Origin of the sequence: Acidothermus cellulolyticus 11B (assembly GCF_000015025.1) — a bacterium.
GTDB lineage: Bacteria > Actinomycetota > Actinomycetes > Acidothermales > Acidothermaceae > Acidothermus > Acidothermus cellulolyticus.
In genome coordinates this window covers 477,930-498,282 of sequence record NC_008578.1, presented here as the reverse complement: position 1 = coordinate 498,282, position 20,353 = coordinate 477,930, and the positions used below count along the sequence as shown (strand labels likewise).

Sequence of the window (20,353 nt, the reverse complement as noted above, 5' to 3'; positions counted from 1 at the left end):
CGAAGGCTAGTCGCTCCGACGCCCGCCACCTGCGAATGACCCACCGTGAGCCGCCAAACATGCGTACAGTCAGACGCCGTGACCCCCCATCGGGATCGCCATGGCCGCGGAATGCGCGGACCGCTCGCGCCGCCGTCCGTCCCGATCTCCCGGACCCGCGCCGAGGTCTTTGACGATCTCGTCATGGATGCCATCGCCCACCTGGAGACGCGGTGGGCGGCACAGTTGGAGAACGTCCAGATCGCGGTCGAGGATGTGCCCCCGGCGTATCTCCTGGACCGCCGTGCCGGGCAGCCCATCCCGCTTGGTACGGCGACTCCGGCCCGCGGCTCTCGCCCGGCGCAGATCGTGGTCTACCGCCGTCCTGTCGAGGCCCGGGCCACCGACCTCGGCGAACTCGGCGATCTCGTTCACGACGTGGTTGTCGAACAGGTCGCCGACCTGCTCGGACTGGACCCGCAGACGGTGGACCCCGATTACGGCTGGTCGGACGAGGAGTAGCGGGTAGGGCGGCGCAGGGTCACGGCAACCCCGCGGTGAGGTCGGGGACGACCGGCGGGCGGGTGAGGAGCCGGTCCGGCGTCCGCAGCGGCATGGCGGAGATCCCGCCGCCGGCGTGGCCGCTCTCTTCCAGCACCCACGCCGCATACACCGGACCTCCGGTCGCGACGACATCGACACCGGGGGCGATGTCCTTGGTGATCGAACCAAGATCGACTACCTTCGTCGTCCCGGCCGGGACCGGCACGGTGACCACGTTCGAGGCGGTCGTGCCGCCACCCAAGGCGGTCCCTGCGCCCGAGGCGGTCCCTGCGCCCGGCGATGCCGCCCCGGCCCCCGGGGACGGTGCGCTGCCGCCGCCCGGGAGCACGGTCAGCCGCACGGTCGCGTCACCGGCTGGCGCCGAGAAGATCAGGAGCGTGCGTCGTCCCGGCTGGGTCTCGCCGCCTGGGACGACAGTCTCCGTGCCGAGAGGTGGGACGGCGGCCAGAAACGCCAAGTCTGACGCGCTGACCGCGCTCTGCGGCAGCGCGACCGATCCGCCGGCAACGAGCGGTTGATCAGAGGTGATCGTCACCGCGGCGTCGGCGCCCCGGAGCACAGGCCGCAGATCGACCGCGGTGATCTGCCCGGCCGGCACGGTGACCTGGTCGTAGCCGGTTGGGGTGAACGAACCGTCCGGACTTGTCACCCGCAGCGACACCGTGGCGTCGATGTCCCCGGGATTGGTGAGAAACAGGGTGCGGCCGCCGTCCCCGCCCAGAAATCCGGGAACCGTGAGCGTCGTGGCCGGGCCGTCCGCCCGCGGCAGCCACGCGGTGCCCAGCGGTATCTGGCCGGCCATCACCTGGGTGAACAACCCGGGAACGACCCGCCCGCTTCGCACCGTGACATGAACCGCCACAAGATTGGCGCCGGGCAGGAGCTGGTCAATGGCGAGCGCGGTCTGCGCGCGGCCGGGGACGCGGATGCCCCGGGACGACGTCGGCACATCTTGATCGCTGTATAGGTCAAGGTCGACGGTCGCGGGCACGTCGTCCGGATTGTCAAGCACCAGCCGCAGCTGCGCGCCCGCACGGGTCGACGCGCCGATGAACCAGGCATCGGTGACCGGGGCTTCGCAGGGCGCGGTAGCGAGCTGCACCGCCCCGCTGCCGATGATCCGCCGGGCGAATTGCATGGCCGCGAGGGTGCCGACAAGCGAGCCGCGGACGTCGAGCACCAGCGGACCGGTCTTCGCCGGCCCGTCGATCACCCAGGCGCGGTCCGGCTGCACGGCCGCGGGGACGGGCGGGTGGACGGGGTCCAGCGGACCGACCGCGAGCTGGCCGTCGTCCGGACCCGCATTGGCGTAGGCCACCCGGGTGACGCCCGGCGGAAACGTCCCGCCGGCGTCCGGGCAGATCAGGGTCTCCGAGGGCCGCGGCACGGTGACCGCTGCGGCGGTTGCGGATCGCTGCGCCGGCGCGCGATTCACCGTCGCCCAGGCGACCGATCCGGCTACCGCGACAATGAGCGCAACCGGGGCAATGTGCCGGCGCAGCTGCGACATCCGACTCATGGCGCAGCTCCAACGGGGACACGGGCCTCGGACGGCGTTGCGGCGGGCGCGGCGGTGGCGCGACGCCGCGGGGCGCCCGGCAGCGCGATGAAGATCACGATCGCCGTCGCGGCAAGCTCCACGGTCAGCCACGTGCTGCGGCGGTCCGGAACGCGGTAGACCCGAACCTCCCCGCCGGTGGCCGGCAGACGGAACGCCTGCCAGCCCTGATAATTCACCGGCGCGAGCGGCACGGTGCTCCCCGGGCTGCCGAGAACAGCGCGCCACCGCGGCGAGGCTGCCTCAGCGAGCACGAGCAACCGGGACGGCGAACCGGAACTCACCATCACCGGAGCTGCGTTCCACCCGACACCGCCGGCCGTCACCGGTTGCCACGCGGTGCCGTCAGTGATCGCAAGCCTGGCGCCGCCCGGGGTGATCTCCCAGACCTGCCAGCCGCCCACCGTGCCGCGGCGCAGCAACCCGCCGGCGGCGGCGATGGTCTGGTCCAGCCGCTGCGCCGACGCCGGGATGAGCACGAACCGCACACCCGTGCGGGCAAGCGCGTCGGCGGCCGGCCCGCCGAGCCCGCTTGCCAGGTCGCCGACCGCACTGCCCACCGCGGCAACCTGCGCGGGGCTCGGCGGCAGGTCGGCGTCCCCCAGTTCGGGCGACCGGTCCCGCAACACGGTGTAGCGGACGCTGTTCCCCGCAGGCCGGAGGATGACCGTGCGCGGTTGCCCGTGCACGGTCGTCGGATCGGTGACGAAGATCGGCAGGATGTCGGCCGACCCGGTCCGCAGCAGGTGTCCGGTGCCGCGCGCAATCCAGGTTCCCGCCGCGACGAGCGGCGTGGCAAGGACGGCGGCGGCGAGGAGCAGCGTCGCAGGGTGCCGCAGGCCAAAGCTGGACCGGCGCAGCCAACCCCGCAGGCCGGCCAAGCCACCGGCGGCGGCCAGCGCGAGCCCGGCCGCGACGAACGCCGTCGCCGCCCCCGGCCACCCGGCGACCGCACTGCCGCCCGGCTCGGCGACGGGGACAACGTGCACCCGGGTGACGACCAGGCCGCCGGCGACCCCGACCGCCGCCAGCAGCCAGCCGAGAAGCGCCGTGCGGCTGCGGAACAGGCCGAAGAGCGCGGCAGCCGCCACCCCCGCCATCAACCAGTACGGCGGCGACCCCGGCCCGCCCGGATGTGCGAGCACCAGGTCAACCGGGTGGAGGTTGGAATCCTGCAGTGCCTGAGCCACCTGGCCCAGGCCGGTGACAAACAGGGCCGGGTGCGACCAGAGCCAGCCGGTCCACGGAACGAGAAGCAGGGCCGGAATGCCCGCGATCAAGACGCAGCGTGCCGCCTCGCCGACCTGCCGACGTACCAGTGCGATGACAAGAGCGATGACCAACAAGGCGGCGGTGAGGAGATACCCCGCGGGGTCAAACGCGGTCAGGACGGCGAGCAGCAAGCCGGCAGCCCACGCGTGCCGCACGGACGCCGGTCGCCGTCCATGCCGGACGCCGGCGGGGACCGCAAGCAGCTGTTCCGGCACCAACGCCCGGGCCAGTTGGACGAGCAGCGCCGGCAGGACGATGGCCGCGACGGCGACCCCGAGCCGTCCCGTGCTCACCGCCCCGGTGACCACCGGAGCCAGGCCGTACAGCGCCCCGGCGGTCACCCGCAGCCGCGGCGAGGTGAACGCCCAGCGGCTGGACCGATACGCGACCAGCCCGGCAAGCGGGGCGGCTCCAAGCAGGAGGATCGCGACGGCGAACCGGGCGTTGCCGACGAGCAGGCTGCCCAGGAACGCCAGCACCGCGAGGTACGGCGGAGCGGGCGCTGCACTGCCGTACCCGGTGGCATGCCAGCTCTCGACGTACCGCTGCCACAGGTCGCCCGCCCCGGCGGGCGCGGGCAGCAGGGCTCCGCCCCAGAGCTGGGTGGTAAGCACCGTGCGCTCGGCGGCAAGCGTGACCGCGAGCAGGCCGACGGCCAGCAGCACCCCGGGGTTGGTGAGCAGCCGCCGCAGGCTGCGGCGCCTGTCGTCGGGCGCGGACGCCGCCGTCCACTGGTCGATGACCTGCCGCAGCCGCGACCCGCGCGGGGCCAGCAGGGCCCGGACCTCCGAGTACGGCACCCGCCGGAATGGACGTCGTTGCCGCCGGGCCGCCAGCAACCGGCCGGGCCGGCCGAAGACCGCCGCAGCCGCCGCGAGCTCCGAGACGGCCCGGTCCACGCTCTTCGCGGCGACGAACGCAAGCGCGCGGAGCAGGGCGGCCAGGGCCAGCCGAACCGCCACCAGCGGAAAGCTGCTCCGGCTGCAGTTGGCGAGCCAGGCGAACAGGGCGGCTTGCCGGTCGAGGCGGCGCAGCGACACCGAACGCCGAGCCCCCGGCGGCGTACAGCTCACCCGCCGGTAGCCGCTGGTCGCCGCCCGAGCGTGCCGGACGACGGCACGCGTGCAGACGACGACCCGCTCGCCGGCGAGGTGCGCCCGCCAGCAGAAGTCGAGATCGTCGCGCAGCAGCGGAAAGTTCCGGTCAAAACCGCCAAGCAGGTCCCACAGATCCCGCCGGATCAGCATGCCGGCGCTGCTGACCGCGAAGACGTCGCGGTCGCCGTCATGCTGGCCGTGATCGAGCTCGTCGGGTTCCAATCCGGTCTGGCGATGGCCGCCTCGGTCGACGGTGAAGCCGACCTCCCGGAGCACCCCGGGCCGCTCCCAGTCGACGATCTTCGGCCCGATGACCGCGGCGGACGGCATCTCGTCGGCAAGGGCAAGCATCGCGTCCAGAGCGGCTGGATCGGGTGCCGAGTCGTCGTGCAGGAGCCAGAGCCACTCGACGGGGGATCCGGCGTCCGTCTGACTCGCCGCCCAGCCGGGCACACCGGCGAACGCGGCGACGGCCTGGTGGACGGCGTCCCCGAAACCGACGGTCCGCGGCGCGGAGAGGACGCTGGCCGCCCCGACCGATTCCTCGAGGAGTTGGCGGGTGTCGTCGCGGCTACCGGTGTCCACGGCGACGAAGCGTTGCACCGGCCGCCGCTGCATCTTCACCGCTTGCAGCGTGGTGGGCAGCCACCGACCGCCGTCGTGGGCGACGAGGATCGCCGTCACGACGTGCCGCGGATGCGGGAGATACGGACGTCGGTTCGTCATCAGCTCGGGACTCTCGTCGGGCCTCGGACCCGCCTTACCCTACGCGACGAAGGGTGCCGATCGGGAGCGCCCCAGCGCCGGCCCAGGGCTGGCCGCCGCGGCTCGGGTCCGACCGCCGCGGCCCGGCTGGAGGCCGTCCGGCGCGTGGTCCGACGCACCGCGGCCCGGACGCCGTCCGATCCGCCGCGGTTGGCCGGACGCCGTCCGGCTCGGTCAGCGGAGCCCGAAGGCGGCGTGCAGTGCGCCGACGACGGCCTGGGCGAGGAGCGTCGCCCCGCTCTCCGGCGTCCCGAACGTGATGTGGACGCCGTCCGGCGCCCGGGCCACGACCCGCCGGCCGCTGCTCGTCGTGACCGACGCGGCGTAACCACCGTCCGGGCCGGCGAGCACCGGCCGGCTGGCGAAATACCGGACACCGGCGCGGCCTGCCGCCTCCTGCCGGAAAATCCCGTCCAGCTCGCTCATCGCAAAATCGAATGCGGGGTCGCGCATCGCCGGCATGCCGACCCAGAGCACCTGCGCCCCGCCGGCGACCGCTTCGTCCATCAGCGCCCCGACCCGTGCGGCGTACACCGTGCGCCACTCCGGTGTGCCGAATTTCTCGTACCGGCCGTCGGCGAAGAAATTCTGTACGTCATTAGCGCCGAGAAAAACAATGACGAGATCGGGCTGATAGCGATTCAGCAATTCCTGCAGATGCGTCTGCCAGTCGTAGAATTCCGGCCGCACCAGACCGCTGCTTCCGTACGCCGCCGGAATCAGCGTGATACCGGGGGTTTCCGCCAAGACGTCACGCAAGCCATATCCCAGGTCGATGCCGAGGGAATCGCCGATTTCCACGATGGTCGCCGGCAGACTGACCGGACGCACCGGTGCGCCGTCCGACTCGGTCGACCCTGGCGGGGACGGCACGGCCACAGAGGGTGTCGGGATCGGCGACCTGGCAGGCGACGAGCTGAGATCAGCGGACGCCGCCGGCGAGCGGTGTACGACCACCGACGCGGGGACGACCCGGCTGCACGCAGCGGCCGATCCGAGGACGCCGCCGACGGCGATCAGGGTGACGCCCAGCCGCCACGGCACTCCGGGTCGGGTGATGGTACCGATTCGCACGCCGTCCCTCCCGGCTCACCGCGTCCGGACACCTCGTGACGCCACGGTCCTGGTGCCCGGCTTCGGTCTAGGGACGCCGGAACGCGGCGCGCAGTTGCCCCATCAGGCGCCGCCGCGGCCACGGTTCGCAGATCGCGGCGGAGAGCGCAATGAAAGCGACGGCGAGGCCGATGGACGCACGTCCCCCGGCCGCCGCGACGACGATCCCACCGAGCGCGGAACCGAGCGCGGCACCGACGGTCAGGCCGCTGCCCATCCACCCGAAAGCCTCCGTGCGCGCCGCCGCCGGAGCAAGGGCGGCGAGCCGCTCGAAGAGCCGGGAGAGGGCTGGGGCGATGGTGAGCCCCCAGCAGAAGAGCAGGACCGTCAGCACCAGACGGTTGGGCGCGATCAGCACCAGGGCGAGCCCTGCCGCGACCAGTGCGAGCAGGTGCCGCAGCTCGGCTCGGTGCCGATGGCGGGTCCCGTAGAAGAGGCCGCCAATCATCGATCCGAGACTGACCACCGCAAGGGTGTAGGCCGCGTTGGCCGAGGCATGACGGCCGCTGATCAATTCGACGACGCCGACCGTCTCGGCCTGAAACGCCGCGACAAGGGCGGTGCCGGCGGCAATGACACCGGGGATGCCGGAGACGCGCAGCACTCCCCCGGCTGCCTGCCGCTCGGTGGGGTGCCGCCCGGCGTCCGCTGCCGGGTCCTTCACGAAACCGAGGGTGCCGACAAGCACGAGGAGGCCGGCCGCAGCGACGGCCAGCCGGGGTCCGCCGGCCGTTGCCAGCATGGCGGTCGTCGGCGGACCGAGGATGAAGATCAGTTCCTGGATGGTGGATTCGAGCGCGAACACGCTGCGGCGCTGCTCCGGGGTGACCAGCGCCGGCAGCACGGCGCGGATCGAGGCGGTCACGGGCGGCACGCAGAGTCCGGCGACGGCCGCGACGACGCAGAGCAGTGCGGGCCGCGGCGGCACGACCGCCAGTGTGATCATCGCGATACCGAAGAGAACCGCGCTGACGGCGAGCACCGGACGGCGTCCACGGTCGTCAGCGAGACGAGCGAGCGCCGGCCCGGCGACGAAGGAACCGGCGAGATAGCAGGCCGAGACCGCGCCGGCGATCGCATAGCTCGCGTGCTCGGTGACAAGCAGGAGCAGCGCGAGACCGACCATTCCCTGGTTGAACCGGCCGAGGATGGAGGTGCCGAGGAGCCAGAGCACGGACGGCGTACGCAGTAGATCGCGATACGTCGACAACGTGCGTCTCACTTTCGGCGGTGATCGTGGGTACCGACCGGTACCTCACCCTCTTGTATCGATAAAGAGCCGTGGTTTCCAAAGTAAAAGACGCCGCAGACCGCCGTCAAGGAGCGCACGTGATGCGGGGAGCCGGCGCCTGGCCGGGATGGACGACGCCGGCTGAGAGGTAGGTCGCCGGGATGCGTCGTGGGTGTTCCACGGGTCGGGTCAGCCCGGTTCCGAGCCCATCAGCGCGGGGAGGTCAGTCGAGCCGCAGCGGGGTCAGCCCGGCCCCGGCGCCGCGCCCGTACACGGCGTGCCCGTAGGGGGAGAGGTCAGCCTACCCGGCGGCGCTTGAGCCGACGGCGTTCCCGCTCGGAGAGTCCGCCCCAGATGCCGAACCGTTCGTCGTGCGCGAGGGCATACTCCAAGCACTCGATCCGCACCGGGCAGGATGCGCAGATGCGCTTGGCTTCGCGCGTTGAGCCCCCCTTCTCAGGAAAGAAGGCTTCCGGATCGGTCTGCGCGCACAGCGCCTGCTCCTGCCACCGCAGCTCATCGTCCATGCGGTTCCGCAGTTCGGCCAGACCAGCGATGATGTCGTGCCACGGATTGACCTCGGTGTCGACCATCCCATGGACTGAGATACCGGTCACCGCGCACCTCCTCGACCCTGACCCTCCCCCACCCCACCGCGGAGGAAGAACATATCTGGAATTACACGCGCGTCATTACCGGTTCGTCAAGCCGAATCATGGTATTCGGTCCGGCGACCCGCCGTAGAAGACGATCAAGCAGCCTGGCACGAGCCTTCCCGTCGATCAAGCAGTCGCCGCGATCCGGCCTCGACGTCTGCCATCCGGCCGGTCTCCCGGCCTCGACGACGGCCGGCCGGTCTCCCAGCCTCGGCGGCGGCCGGCCGGCGGTCCTGCGAGCATCGTGTCGATGACAGACGTCAAGAACCGAAGCAGGCAACCTGGCCCCGAACAGCCGGACGGACCCATGCCAGACGGCGGAAATCCGCGCGCGGCGGACGACAGAGCGCCGGAAAGGCCGGCCGGTGCGGCTCCGGCAACGCCGGACGACGGCCGGCTCCGCGTCGTCGTCCTGGCCGGCGGCGTAGGTGGCGCCAGATTCACCCGGGGGCTGCGGGCGGCACTGGCCCCCGAAGCCGACCGCGCAGCACGCGTCCCCACCCATGCGCCCCGCGCCGTCCCCGACCTCCATGCGCCCCGCGCCGCTACAAACCCCCAGGCACCTCGCACCGGCCTCACCACCCAAGCCGAGATCACCGTGATCGGCAACACCGGCGACGACATCACCCTGCATGGCCTGCGGATCTGCCCCGACCTGGACACCGTGATGTACACGCTGGGCGGCGTGGTGCACGAGGGTCAGGGGTGGGGTCGGGCCAATGAGACCTTCACGGTGCGCGAGGAGCTGGCGGCGTACGGCGCCGGCGCTCCCTGGTTCACCCTCGGCGATCGCGATCTTGCCACGCATCTGCTGCGCACCCAGTGGCTTGCCGAAGGCCGGTCATTGTCCGACGTGACCGCGGCGTTGACGGCTCGCTGGCACCTCGGGGTACGGCTCCTGCCGATGTCGGACGATCCGGTGGAGACGCACGTGGAGCTGCCCGGCTTCCGGGAGCTCGTGCACTTCCAGGAGTGGTGGATACGGCTGCACGCGGATCCCGTACCGATCCGGTTCGTCGCGGTCGGGGCCGAGCACGCCCGGCCCGCCCCCGGAGTCCTCGAAGCGATCGCCGCCGCGGACGCCGTCCTGCTCGCACCGTCGAACCCGGTGGTGAGCATCGGCACGATCCTGGCCGTGCCCGGTATCCGGGAGGCGCTGATCGCGACGCCCGCGCCGGTGGTCGGCGTCTCACCGATCATCGGCGGTGCACCGGTCCGCGGCATGGCGGACGTGTGCTTGACCGCCATTGGTGTGGCGACGACGGCCGAGGCGGTCGCGGCGTGGTACGGCCCGGAATTGCTTGACGGCTGGCTGGTCGACACCGCGGACGCCGCAACGCGCGTCCCGGGCATCGAGGTGCGGGCCCGGCCGCTGCTGATGACCGACGTCCGGGCGGCGGCGGCGATCGCGGCCGACGCGCTCGACCTCGCTCGGCAGATCGCGGCGCGCCGGGCTAAGACCGAGCCCCGAGGTCGGTGAGCGCGGCGCGCCGGGCTACGACCGAGCCCCGAGGTCGGTGAGCGCGGCGCGCAAAGCGTCGAGGAGAAAGTCCACGTCAGCGGCGTCGATGACCAACGGCGGCGAGAGCCGGATCGTCGCGCCATGGGTGTCCTTGGCCAGTACCTGCCGGCGGAGCAACGCTTCGCAGAGCTGCCGCCCGGTGCCGATCGCCGGATCGACGTCCAGGCCGGCCCACAGTCCGCGGCTGCGGACCGCGCGCAGCCCCGGCAGCGCCGCAAGTCCGCGGGCAAGCCGCCGGCCGAGGACGGTGGCCCGGTCCTGATACTCGCCGGTCTCCAGCAACCGGACGACGGCCAGCCCGACCGCGCATGCCAGCGCATTGCCGCCGAAGGTGCTGCCGTGCTCCCCGGGGTGGAGCACGCCCATCACATCCCAATTGGCCAGGACGGCGGAGAGCGGAACGATGCCGCCGCCCAGCGCCTTGCCGAGCAGGACGACGTCCGGGCGGACGTTCTCGTGGTCGCAGGCCAGCGTCCGTCCGGTCCGCCCGAGTCCCGATTGGATTTCGTCGGCAATGAACAACACGTGATGCCTGGTGCACACCTCGCGCACGGCCTGCAGGTATCCCTTCGGCGGAATAATGACGCCCGCTTCACCTTGAATAGGTTCGAGCAGGACGGCGACGGTATGGGCGTCGATGGCCGCTTCGAGGGCGCGGGCGTCGCCATAGGGAACGGACCGGAATCCGGGGGTGTACGGGCCGAAATCGTCACGGGCAACCGGGTCGTCAGAGAAGCTAATGATGCTCAGCGTGCGGCCGTGGAAATTGCCATGCGCCACGAGGATGACCGCCTGGTCGCGCGGCACGTGCTTGACCCGGTACCCCCAGGCGCGGGCAAGTTTCAGCGCGGTCTCGACCGCCTCGGCTCCGCTGTTCATCGGCAGGACGGCGTCCATGCCGACGAGATGCGCCAGGTCGCGGGCGAATTCACCGAGCAGGTCATGGTGGAACGCCCGGCTGGTGAGAGTCAGACGGTCGAGTTGCTCCTTGGCGGCCGCAATGAGCGCGGGATGTCCGTGGCCGAAATTCAATGCGGAATATGCGGCGAGGCAATCAAGGTATTCCCGGCCTTCGACGTCCCGCACCCACGCGCCGCGGCCTTCGCAGAGCACAACCGGCAAAGGATGGTACGTGTGCGCCACGTAGTGGTTCTCCAGCGCAATGTATTCCCGGGTCGGGTCGGGGGCCGGTGAAATTCCCTGTCCGGTAAGGAATGTCATGCTCGGAGCTCCAGCGTGCAGCACTTGGGACCTCCTCCCGCTTTGCGGAATTCCGACACGTCGACCGACACCGGCTGGAAACCCCGGGCGGCGAGCTGCCGCGCCAGTCGATGCGCCTGCACGGGGAGGACCACGTGGTAGCCGTCGCTGACCGCATTCAAGCCGAAAACCTCGGCATCGGCGTCATCGGCCACAATCGCGTCGGGAAACAATTCCGCAAGAATAGCCCGGCTCGGCCTGCTCAACGCGGGCGGATAGTAGGCGATCGTCGTCTCGTCGAGCACGGCAATCGCCGTGTCCAGATGGTAATACCGCGGATCCACCAACTCCAGGCTGATGACCGGAAGCCCAAGCACGTTCTCGGCTTCACGGTGGGCGCGGTGGTCGGTCCGAAAACCGTGGCCGGCGAGAATAAACCGGCGTCCGACGACGAGAAAATCACCCTCGCCTTCGTTCACGTATGTCGGTGGGATGACCGTAAAACCCAGCTCGGTTAGCCGGGCCTGGTACGCCGGGGCTTCCGCGGCCCGTTGCGGAAACCGGAATTTCGCGCCGTACGCGCGCCCCGCGACGGTGACGGCGGCGTTGGCGGCAAAGACCATGTCGGGCAAATCCGGCAGCGGCTCGATGACGTCGACCTGGTGGCCGAGCCGCCGATACGTCGCGACGAGCACCTGCCACTGCCGGCACGCCCGGTCGGTGTCGGTAGGCACCTCCGGATGCATCCACGGATTGATCGTGTACTGGACGGCAAAGTACCGCGGCGGGCAGACCAAGTAGCGCCGGCTGGTCGGCGTCCGCTGCAGGGTCTCGGGACGGACGGCGGTGAGCGTCATCACGACCTCCTCCCTTTCACCATCGCGGGGGTGCCGCAGGGCAACAAGGACACCTGGTTGCGCCCGACCAGCGATGTGTTGCGCAAGAGGAGGAGCAGGCGTCGATTTGTTGCGCGGATCAAGACGCCGAACCGGCCCGGCCACCCCCGCCCGAGACCGAACCGGCCCGGCGGTCCCTCCGGCTCACCCGCCCGGCCGGCTCAGCCGCCCCTCCGGCTCAGCGGTGCAGGAGGCGGGACAACACGAGCACGCTCTTCGTGCGTACGACGAACCGCTCGGCGTTGATTCTTTCGAGGACCTGCTCGAAATGCTTGACGTCCTCGGCCATCACGTGAATGAGCGCGTCGGCCTCGCCAGAGACGGTGCAGGCGTCCACCACTTCGGGGTACTTCGCCAGCGCGGCGGCGATGGTGGAGGGAGAGGTGCGGCCTTGGCAGAACAGCTCCACGTACGCTTCGGTCCGCCAGCCGAGGGCGGCCGGGTCGACAAGGGCGGTGAATCCGGTAATGGCGCCCCGGGCCCGCAGGCGGTCAACCCGGCGTTTCACCGCCGGCGCGCTCAAACCCACCTGCGCACCGATCTGCTGGTACGTCGCCCGGCCGTCAGCCCGTAACGCCGCGACGATCCGCCGGTCGATGTCGTCGAGCTCCACGGCCGCCACCCTTCGCACCGCAGGCCCGGTGAGCCTCGGTCACTCGTCGCTGGAGAACCGGATCGACACCGGCGGCAGCACGACTTGAGGCCAGACCCGGGCTCCGCCGATCAATTCATTCCGCGCCCCGACATGGGCGCCTTCACCGATCACCGCGCCGTCCAGCACCGCGCCGGCGCCGATGCGGGCGCCGGCCCCGACGATGCTGCCGCGCACCACGGCGTCCGCCTCGATCACCGCGCCCGGGAAGACCACCGAGCCGATCACCAGGGCGTTGACCTCGACCCGGGCGTCCTCGCCGATGAAGGTGCCGCCGGCAATGGCCGCCGCATCCGAGACCGCGGCGGACGGCATGACGAGCGCCTCCCCGGTCGGTCCGGGCAACACGGACGACGGTACGAGACCGCGGACGAGGTCGCAGGACGCACGGACGAAGGCGTGCGGCGTCCCGACGTCCAACCAGTAAGCGTCATCGAGATAACCGACGACGGTGGACCCGTCGGCGAGCAGGGCGGGAAAGACCTCCCGTTCGACGGAGACCACCCGGCCGCGCGGGATCGCATCGATGACCTCGCGGCGGAAGATGTAGCACCCGGCGTTGATGATGTTCGTCACCGGTTCTGCGCATTTTTCCATGAAGGCTTGCACATTCCCGTGCTCGTCGATGGGGACGCAGCCGAACGGCCGGGCGTCGGGAACCCGGACGAGGTGCAGGGTGACGGCCGCCTGCCGCTCTTCGTGCCGGGTCAGTTGCGCCTTCAGATCGTGGCCGCTGAGAATGTCGCCGTTGAAGACAAAGACCGGCTCGTCGGCCGCACTGCGCAACCGGTCAGCGACGTTGCGGATGCCCCCGCCGGTGCCGAGCGGCTCCTCCTCGGTGACGTACTCGAGGTCCAGGCCGAAGGCTTCGCCGTCCCCGAAGTGCTCGGTGAACGCGGCCGCCCGGTAGGAGGTGGCGAGCACCACGTGGTCGATTCCCGCATCGCGCACGCGAGCGAGCAGGTGGGCGAGGAACGGCACACCGGCAACCGGCAGCAGCGGCTTCGGCACGCCGAGCGTGAGGGGACGCAGCCGAGTACCGCGTCCGCCGACGAGAATGATCGCCTCGATGGTGACTCCTTGCTGATCCGGGTTGAACCGGTGACTCGCTCCCCCGCCGCGCCGATCCGGTCGGTGGACGACGTACCGGGCCGTCCGCCGCGCCGGCTGCCGCCGATCACGCGGTCTGGTGCGGCGACTCGGTCCGGTTGCCGAGCTGCTCCCGGTACCACGCGTAGGTCGCCCGGATACCCTCCGCCAGTCCGATCCGCGGACGAAAACCTAGCGCGGTGATCCGGCGGACGTCGAGGAGCTTACGCGGCGTGCCGTCTGGTTTGCTCGGATCGAACCGAATCTTCCCGGAATAACCGACGATCTCCGCGATGAGTTCCGCCAGCTCGGCGATCGAGATGTCCTCTCCGACGCCGACGTTGATCGGCAGCGGATCGTCGTAACAGTCCAGGAGGAGTTCGCACGCCCGGGCGAGATCGTCGACGTGCAGGAATTCGCGCCGGGGCGTGCCCGTCCCCCAGAGCACGACCTCCTCCGCGCCGCTCTGGACGGCCTCGTGGAATCGCCGGATCAGGGCGGGGAGGACGTGCGCGGTGCGGAGGTCGAAGTTGTCACCGGGGCCATACAGGTTGGTCGGCATCGCGGAAATCCATCGGACGCCGTACTCCCGCCGCGCGGCTTGCACCTGGAGCACACCGGCGATTTTCGCGATGGCGTAGGCCTCGTTCGTCGGCTCCAGCGGACCGGTGAGTAGGGCCTCCTCCGGAATGGGTTGCGGCGCGTGCTTGGGGTAGATGCAGCTCGACCCGAGGAAGAGCAACCGCTCCACCCCGGTCGCGAGGGCGGCGTCGAGCACGTTGACCTGAATCCGCAGATTGTCGGAGAGAAATTCGACCGGCTCGGTGGCGTTGGCGAGGATGCCGCCGACCCGGGCCGCAGCCAGGACGACGTACCGCGGGCGGACCTCCTCGAAGAACGCGAAGGTGGCCGCCCGATCCCGCAGGTCGAGCTCGGCGGAGGTCCGGCCGATCAGCGTGGTGAATCCGGACGCCGCGAAGTGCCGCCAGACCGCCGAGCCGACGAGACCCCGGTGGCCGGCGATGTAGGTCGGCGCGGTGCGGTCCATCGGGGATGCCGGGCGATCCCTTGCAGGTGCGGGGGAGGTCATGCGGCAAGGCTAACCTTGGGGCGTGGCCGACCCGTCTGCTCCGCAGCCCACCGCAACCACCGCCGGTCCGCGAGCCGATGCGGCACCGGCCGCCGGTGCCGCTGCCCAGGCCACCCCGGGGTCAAGCGCTCCGGCGACTCCCGGTTCCGAGCGGCGCCGGCGCGCCCTCATCACCGGGATCACCGGCCAGGACGGCTCCTACCTAGCCGAGCTGCTGCTGGCCAAGGGCTACGAGGTGCACGGCCTGATCCGCCGGGCGTCGACGTTCAACACCGAGCGGATCGACCACATTTACCAGGACCCGCATGATCCGGACGTCCGGCTGCGGCTGCACTACGGCGACCTGCACGACGGCACCGGCCTGGTGACCCTGCTGCACACCATCGAGCCGGACGAGGTGTACCACCTGGGCGCCCAGAGCCACGTCAAGGTGAGTTTCGCGATGCCGGAGTACACCGGTGACGTCACCGGTCTTGGCACGATCCGGCTGCTCGAAGCGATCCGTGCCTCCGGAATTTCCTGCCGGTTCTACCAGGCGTCCAGTTCGGAAATGTTCGGATCTGCTCCGCCGCCGCAGAACGAAAAGACGCCGTTTCACCCCCGGTCGCCGTACGGGGTTGCGAAAGTGTACGCGTACTGGGCGACGGTGAATTACCGGGAGGCGTACGGATTGTTCGCGGTGAACGGCATTCTCTTCAACCACGAGTCGCCGCGCCGGGGAGAGACGTTCGTCACCCGCAAGGTTTCCCGCGCGGTGGCCCGCATTCAAGCCGGCCTGCAAGACAAGCTGTACCTGGGAAATCTGGACGCCCGACGAGATTGGGGCTATGCGCCGGAGTACGTCGAGGCGATGTGGCTGATGCTGCAGGCCGATGAACCGGCGGATTACGTCATTGCCACCGGCACGTCGTACGCCGTGCGGGATTTCGTCGCCATGGCGTTCGACCATGCCGGGCTGGATTGGGAGAAGTACGTCGAAATCGACGAGCGGTATCGGCGTCCGGCGGAGGTGGACCATCTGTGCGGCGACGCCTCGAAGGCGAAAGCGGAACTCGGGTGGGAGGCACGGGTCAAGACGCCGGAATTGGCCCGCATCATGGTGGACGCCGACATCGCCCGGTTGGGCGACGAACTCGCCGGCCGCACCGTGCGGATCGACCGTTGACCGCTGATGGCAGCTCCGTTGCGCGTTGCGCTCACCCTCGAACAGTGCTGGCATCGGGTTCCCGGGGGGACGGCGTCGTCCATTCTGGCGTTGGCGGCGGAATTGTCCCGCCGCGACGACGTCGAGGTGCGCGGGGTGGCGGCGCGGCACTCCGCCCTGCCTCCGCAGCCGTGGACACCGCCGGTTCCGGTTACCGGACTGGGTCTGCCGCGCGCCCTGCTGTACGAGACCTGGCATTACCTGCGCTGGCCGCCGGTGCAGGCTGCGACCGGTCCGGTTGACGTCGTCCACGCAACGACATTGGCGATTCCGCCGAAACGCGGGCCGCTGGTGGTGACCGTCCACGACCTCGTCTTCCGGGAGAATCCGCAGTACGTCACCCGCCGCGGCTTGCGGTTTTTCCGGCGCGGCCTGGCGTTGGCGAAATCCGCCGCGGACCTGGTCATGGTTCCGTCCCGGGCGACGTGGGCCGAGTGCGTGGACGCCGGTTTCGCCGAGGATCAGCTGCGGCTGGTGCCGCACGGGGTGTCCGTCCCGGAAATTCCCGAGGCGAAGGTGCGCGATTTCCTTGCCCGGTATGGGCTTTCCCGCCCGTACGTGCTCTGGTGCGGGACGGTGGAGCCGCGCAAGAACCTGCCACGGCTGCTGGAGGCGTTCGCGCGGGCCCGCCGGCGCATACCCGAGCTGGAACTCGTCCTGGCCGGCCCGGCCGGGTGGGGCGCGGTGCACCTCGACCCGGCACCCGGGGTGCGGATGGTGGGATTCCTGCCGGCGGCGGATCTGCATGCCGCGTACGCCGGCGCCCGGGTGTTCTGTTATCCGTCCCTGCGGGAGGGGTTTGGTCTGCCGGTGCTGGAGGCGATGGCGCACGGCGTCCCGGTGGTGACGTCGGCAGGGTCGGCGATGGCGGAATTCGCGGACGGCGCGGGGCTGCTCGTGGACCCGACGGACGTCGATGCGCTGGCGGACGCGCTGGTCAGCGCCGCGGGTGACCGGCACGACGAGCTGTCGGACGCAGCGCGGCGCCGTGCCGCCCAGTACTCCTGGACGACGGCCGCGGAGCGCACCGTGCAGGTCTACCGGGAAGCGGCCGGCCGATGACCCGGTTGCGCGTCGCGGTGAACTTGCTCTGGTGCGTGCCCGGCGTGGTCGGCGGCACCGAACGGTATGCGGTCGACCTGCTCAACGCCCTCCGCGGCCGCGACGACCTGGCGCTCACGCTTTTTGCCACGCCAGAATTCACCGGCCGCTACCCGGAATTCGCCCGCCATTGCATCACCGCGCCGCTGCCCGCCGGCCGACACGTCGTCCGCCGGGTCGCGGTCGAGCACAGCTGGCTCGCTCTCCGCCTCCGGTCGGGGGATTTCGACGTCGTCCACCATCTCGGCGGGCTGGTGCCGACCGCGCCCGTCCCGGCGGTCGTGACCATTCACGATTTGCAATACCTGGTGTATCCGCGGAATTTCTCAATTCTCAAACGCGCGTATTTGCGGGCCGCGCAAGGCCGGGCGGTGCGCCGGGCCCGGGTAGTCTGCACGGTGAGCGAGTTCACCGGCCGGCACGTCAGGGCCGCATTTCCGGCCGCGGGCCGGGTCGTCGTCATTCCGCCGCTGCTCCTTCCCCCACCAGAACCGACGGACGCCGACCGGGAGGCCGTCGATGCGTTGCTCCGCAACGTCGGGACGTTCATCCTCTATCCGGCCGCGTTCTACCCGCACAAGAATCACCGCGTGCTCATCGAGGCTTTCGCGCGGTTCGCTCACCGCCGCGCGGTGCAGCTCGTTTTCACCGGCGCCGCCGGGGCTGGGGCGTGGGGGTCGGCGCGGTCGACGGAATCGGAAATCCGTGCGCTGGCGGCTCGGCATCGCCTCAACGACCAGGTGAAATTCTTCGGCCACCTGCCCCGGCCGCACCTTGTCGAACTGTACCGGCGGGCGGCTGTGCTTGCTTTTCCGTCCCGTTTCGAGGGTTTCGGCTTGCCAGTCCTGGAGGCGATGGCGCACGGCGTCCCGGTGGCCGCCGCCCGGGCCGCGGCGTTGCCGGAGCTGGTCGGTGACGCCGGGCTGCTCGTCGATCCGGACGATATCCTCGGCTGGGCGGACGCTCTGGAGCGACTGCTAGACGACGACGCCGAACGGTGCCGCTGCGCCGACGCGGGCCGACGCCGGGCGGCCGAGTTCGCCGCGCCGCGCAGCGTCGACCGGCAGGTGGCGGTGTACCGGGAGGTGGCCGAGCGGAGATGAGAATCCTCGCCGTCGTACCGCATTTCGTGCCGGACGTCGCACCCACCGGCATCATCGCCGCCCGGCTCATCGAGGAAATCGGCGGACTTGGTCACGACATCCACGTCGTGACGTCACTGCCCTGGTACGAGCGGCACGCGGTCGAGCCGGAGTGGCGCGGCCGTGTCGTGCACCGGCAGTGGCGGCCGTGGGGTTCGGTCACCCGGGTGTATCCGTTCCCGACGGCCGACAAACGGAACATCCCGAAGCGTGCGCTTGGTTTTGCCGCGTTCTGCGGCCTTTCCGCCGTCGCAGCGAGCATCGGCGGCCGCCTGGATGTCGCTTTCGCGATGACACCGCCGTTGCCGATGGCGGCGACCGGATGGCTGGCGTCCCTTGCCCGGCGGTGTCCGCTCGTCCTTAATGTGCAGGATGTTTTTCCGGATGTGGCGGTCGAACTGGGATTGCTGCGCAATCCGGCGCTCATCCGCGCCGCCGCCGCGCTGGAACGCTGGTCGTACGCCCGATGCGCCGCCGTCACCGTGCTGTCGGAGGACATGCGCGCCAACATCGCCGCCAAGGTACGGGATCCGAGGCGGGTGCACGTCATCCCGAATTTCGTGGACGTCGCGGGAATCACGCCCGGGGAGCGGGAGAATTCGTACCGCCGCGAGTACGGGCTTGCGGGGAAGACCGTCGTCATGTACGCCGGGAACGTCGGCATGTCGCAATCGCTGGATTTGCTCATCGCCGCCGCCCGTGATTTTCGCGACCGCGACGACGTCGTCTTCGTCGTCAACGGAACCGGTTCGACTCTCCCCGACTGGCAGCGCCTGGCGGACGGTCTGCCGAACATTCGGTTCGTGCCGTTGCAGCCGGTCGAACGGCTGCCCGAGGTGTTGGCCGCCGCGGACATTCACGTCGTCCCGTTGAAGAAGGGACTGGCCCGCTCCAGCGTTCCGTCGAAGACGTATTCGATTCTTGCCGCCGCCCGGCCGGTGGTGGCCAGTGTCGATGAGGGCAGCGAAGTGGCGCGGATCGTTCACGACTCCGGTGCGGGAATCGCCGTACCACCGGACGACGAGAAAGCTTTCGTCGCCGCGATCCGCGCTCTCGTCGAGGATCCGCAGCGGGCGGCCGTGATGGGCGCCGCCGGCCGGACGTTCATCGAAAAGGCGGCGACACCCCGGCAGGTGGCCGAGGCGTACGTGCGGCTGTTCAGCGAGGTGCGCCGGGAGGGCCGCTAATTCCACGGAAACCACGGATTGCCGACCGGGAAAAGGTACCGGTCGGCGACGACGGTGAGAATCCGCCGGGCGTTGACGAATTGGTCGGCCATCGTCTGCAGAATCCGGGCGTCCGCGGTGACGAACGGGACGTGCGCCACAGCCTGCCGGTACCACCGCGGTCCCAGCCACTGCAGCAAATCCACTGCGCCGCGATCGGCGTGCTCGTGCGATTCCCCGACCAGGCGCAGCAACCGCTGCGCGTCGAGCGGACGGAACGCCCGGGTCGCGGTGTGGTCCGGGAACACGCCGGTCAAGAACAACGCGAGATCACCCAGCCGCCGGTAGACACCCGCCTGCTCAACGGGCGACACCGCGTGCAGCAGCCCGGCAAGCTGCACCGGGTCAAGTTCGCTGTACCGCCGCCGCCGCCACCCGTGCGCGGTGCGGGTCAGGTAGCTCCCGCTGGCCACCCGGGCATACGAGGCGAGCAGTTCGACGAGAAAGAGCCGGTGCCACGGCTCGGCGAGAAAAGCGGCGAGCTCCGGGCCGGCGAAGACGGGCACCCGTTGCCGGGGTCCCACCCATTCGGGGACGTACAGCGAACCGGATTGCTCCTCGGCGGCCCGGTGGACGGCGACCGCGAACGCCAGCGCCGGGGAGACCATCGCGAGCGCGTCGGACGGTTGCGGCGGCCGCGGGAAGAGCGCCGCCGCGACCTCTTCGCTGCCGAGCAGGTCGAGGACGACGCCCGGTCGGCGGCCGAGCAGCTCCGCGACACCGGGGCGTGCCGCAGCCAGAAAGCGCCGGTCTGATTCGGTGAAGTGCGCGAGGTACCGCCGCCCGACGGCGTCACGGTCGCGCTCGTCCTGCCGGCGCGTCTCGCGCTCGCGTCCTACGTCAGCCATCAGCGTTTCGACGCCTATGCTAACGCGAACACCCACCCACCTTGATCACAATCACCGGCGGCCGGACGGCTCCCCGGTCTGCGGCCAACCGTCTCGGCGGAACCGGCGGCCGGAAGAACGATCCGCTACACACTCCGCTTCGGCCGCC

At 70.6% G+C, this 20,353-nt stretch carries 17 protein-coding genes; 6 read left to right on the top strand and 11 right to left on the bottom strand.

All coding sequences use genetic code 11. The annotated features are described in order from the left end of the window. Window positions 1-111: 111 nt before the first annotated feature. Window positions 112-501, top strand: coding sequence for a metallopeptidase family protein (locus ACEL_RS02395; RefSeq protein WP_041834890.1), 390 nt, complete (start codon window positions 112-114; stop codon window positions 499-501). A gap of 19 nt (window positions 502-520) precedes the next feature. Here ACEL_RS02395 and ACEL_RS02390 read toward each other — a convergent pair whose 3' ends face one another. The 5 genes from ACEL_RS02390 to ACEL_RS02370 all read right to left on the bottom strand — a co-directional run bounded on the left by ACEL_RS02390 (window position 521) and on the right by ACEL_RS02370 (window position 8,106). After that, a complete protein-coding gene (locus ACEL_RS02390) occupies window positions 521-2,062 on the bottom strand; it encodes a DUF5719 family protein (protein WP_011719298.1) in 1,542 nt (513 codons plus the stop codon). Then, window positions 2,059-5,196: a glycosyltransferase family 2 protein gene (locus ACEL_RS02385; protein ID WP_011719297.1), complete on the bottom strand. Its 3,138-nt coding sequence runs from the start codon at window positions 5,194-5,196 to the stop codon at window positions 2,059-2,061. The genes ACEL_RS02390 and ACEL_RS02385 overlap by 4 nt, the downstream gene beginning before the upstream one ends. A 213-nt stretch (window positions 5,197-5,409) precedes the next feature. Next, a complete protein-coding gene (locus tag ACEL_RS02380; protein WP_011719296.1) occupies window positions 5,410-6,309 on the bottom strand; it encodes an SGNH/GDSL hydrolase family protein in 900 nt (299 codons plus the stop codon). Between the two features lie 67 nt (window positions 6,310-6,376). After that, a complete protein-coding gene (locus ACEL_RS02375; protein WP_011719295.1) occupies window positions 6,377-7,570 on the bottom strand; it encodes an MFS transporter in 1,194 nt (397 codons plus the stop codon). Window positions 7,571-7,875: 305 nt separating this feature from the next. Beyond that, complete coding sequence (locus tag ACEL_RS02370; RefSeq protein ID WP_041835269.1) at window positions 7,876-8,106, bottom strand: WhiB family transcriptional regulator; 231 nt, start codon at window positions 8,104-8,106, stop codon at window positions 7,876-7,878. Window positions 8,107-8,542: 436 nt separating this feature from the next. On the opposite strand from ACEL_RS02370, the gene cofD reads away from it, so the two are divergent. Further along, window positions 8,543-9,715, top strand: a complete 1,173-nt coding sequence (gene cofD, locus ACEL_RS02365) for a 2-phospho-L-lactate transferase (protein ID WP_011719292.1) — start codon at window positions 8,543-8,545, stop codon at window positions 9,713-9,715. Between the two features lie 15 nt (window positions 9,716-9,730). On the opposite strand, the gene rocD is transcribed toward cofD, so the two are convergent. From rocD to ACEL_RS02340, 5 genes are all read right to left on the bottom strand, one after another. Further along, on the bottom strand, window positions 9,731-10,978 hold the full coding sequence (rocD, locus tag ACEL_RS02360) for an ornithine--oxo-acid transaminase (RefSeq protein WP_011719291.1): 1,248 nt from the start codon (window positions 10,976-10,978) through the stop codon (window positions 9,731-9,733). Continuing rightward, the gene (ddaH, locus tag ACEL_RS02355; RefSeq protein WP_011719290.1) at window positions 10,975-11,814 is read right to left on the bottom strand and encodes a dimethylargininase; all 840 of its coding nucleotides are present in this window, start codon (window positions 11,812-11,814) and stop codon (window positions 10,975-10,977) included. Before ddaH ends, rocD begins: the two co-directional genes overlap by 4 nt. 217 nt (window positions 11,815-12,031) lie before the next feature. Continuing rightward, window positions 12,032-12,466, bottom strand: coding sequence for an Lrp/AsnC family transcriptional regulator (locus ACEL_RS02350; protein WP_011719289.1), 435 nt, complete (start codon window positions 12,464-12,466; stop codon window positions 12,032-12,034). A 39-nt stretch (window positions 12,467-12,505) separates the two neighbouring features. Then, on the bottom strand, window positions 12,506-13,576 hold the full coding sequence (gene manB, locus ACEL_RS02345) for a mannose-1-phosphate guanylyltransferase (RefSeq protein WP_041834888.1): 1,071 nt from the start codon (window positions 13,574-13,576) through the stop codon (window positions 12,506-12,508). A gap of 106 nt (window positions 13,577-13,682) precedes the next feature. After that, window positions 13,683-14,684 carry a GDP-L-fucose synthase family protein gene (locus ACEL_RS02340; protein ID WP_011719287.1) on the bottom strand — a complete coding sequence of 334 codons (1,002 nt, stop codon included), beginning with the start codon at window positions 14,682-14,684 and terminating at the stop codon, window positions 13,683-13,685. A gap of 169 nt (window positions 14,685-14,853) precedes the next feature. On the opposite strand from ACEL_RS02340, the gene gmd reads away from it, so the two are divergent. The 4 genes from gmd to ACEL_RS02320 are packed head-to-tail and all read left to right on the top strand — an operon-like array spanning window position 14,854 to window position 19,318. After that, window positions 14,854-15,849, top strand: coding sequence for a GDP-mannose 4,6-dehydratase (gene gmd, locus ACEL_RS02335; protein ID WP_041835265.1), 996 nt, complete (start codon window positions 14,854-14,856; stop codon window positions 15,847-15,849). Between the two features lie 6 nt (window positions 15,850-15,855). Next, window positions 15,856-16,950 carry a glycosyltransferase family 4 protein gene (locus ACEL_RS02330; protein WP_011719285.1) on the top strand — a complete coding sequence of 365 codons (1,095 nt, stop codon included), beginning with the start codon at window positions 15,856-15,858 and terminating at the stop codon, window positions 16,948-16,950. Continuing rightward, window positions 16,947-18,092: a glycosyltransferase family 4 protein gene (locus ACEL_RS11345; protein WP_011719284.1), complete on the top strand. Its 1,146-nt coding sequence runs from the start codon at window positions 16,947-16,949 to the stop codon at window positions 18,090-18,092. The genes ACEL_RS02330 and ACEL_RS11345 overlap by 4 nt, the downstream gene beginning before the upstream one ends. Next, window positions 18,089-19,318: a glycosyltransferase family 4 protein gene (locus ACEL_RS02320; protein ID WP_011719283.1), complete on the top strand. Its 1,230-nt coding sequence runs from the start codon at window positions 18,089-18,091 to the stop codon at window positions 19,316-19,318. Before ACEL_RS11345 ends, ACEL_RS02320 begins: the two co-directional genes overlap by 4 nt. Here ACEL_RS02320 and ACEL_RS02315 read toward each other — a convergent pair. Next, a complete protein-coding gene (locus ACEL_RS02315) occupies window positions 19,315-20,205 on the bottom strand; it encodes a hypothetical protein (RefSeq protein ID WP_049751343.1) in 891 nt (296 codons plus the stop codon). The genes ACEL_RS02320 and ACEL_RS02315 overlap by 4 nt on opposite strands. Window positions 20,206-20,353: the final 148 nt, after the last annotated feature.

Excerpts from the sequence above, each read along its gene's own strand:
- rocD (WP_011719291.1), bottom strand. The coding sequence starts at position 10,978 with ATGACATTCCTTACCGGACAGGGAATTTCACCGGCCCCCGACCCGACC.
- ACEL_RS02370 (WP_041835269.1), bottom strand. The coding sequence starts at position 8,106 with ATGGACGATGAGCTGCGGTGGCAGGAGCAGGCGCTGTGCGCGCAGACC.
- ACEL_RS02340 (WP_011719287.1), bottom strand. The coding sequence starts at position 14,684 with ATGACCTCCCCCGCACCTGCAAGGGATCGCCCGGCATCCCCGATGGAC.
- ACEL_RS02320 (WP_011719283.1), top strand. The coding sequence starts at position 18,089 with ATGAGAATCCTCGCCGTCGTACCGCATTTCGTGCCGGACGTCGCACCC.
- ACEL_RS02390 (WP_011719298.1), bottom strand. The coding sequence starts at position 2,062 with ATGAGTCGGATGTCGCAGCTGCGCCGGCACATTGCCCCGGTTGCGCTC.
- ACEL_RS02385 (WP_011719297.1), bottom strand. The coding sequence starts at position 5,196 with ATGACGAACCGACGTCCGTATCTCCCGCATCCGCGGCACGTCGTGACG.
- ACEL_RS02395 (WP_041834890.1), top strand. The coding sequence starts at position 112 with ATGCGCGGACCGCTCGCGCCGCCGTCCGTCCCGATCTCCCGGACCCGC.
- ACEL_RS02330 (WP_011719285.1), top strand. The coding sequence starts at position 15,856 with ATGGCAGCTCCGTTGCGCGTTGCGCTCACCCTCGAACAGTGCTGGCAT.
- cofD (WP_011719292.1), top strand. The coding sequence starts at position 8,543 with ATGCCAGACGGCGGAAATCCGCGCGCGGCGGACGACAGAGCGCCGGAA.
- ddaH (WP_011719290.1), bottom strand. The coding sequence starts at position 11,814 with ATGACGCTCACCGCCGTCCGTCCCGAGACCCTGCAGCGGACGCCGACC.
- ACEL_RS02315 (WP_049751343.1), bottom strand. The coding sequence starts at position 20,205 with ATGGCTGACGTAGGACGCGAGCGCGAGACGCGCCGGCAGGACGAGCGC.
- ACEL_RS11345 (WP_011719284.1), top strand. The coding sequence starts at position 16,947 with ATGACCCGGTTGCGCGTCGCGGTGAACTTGCTCTGGTGCGTGCCCGGC.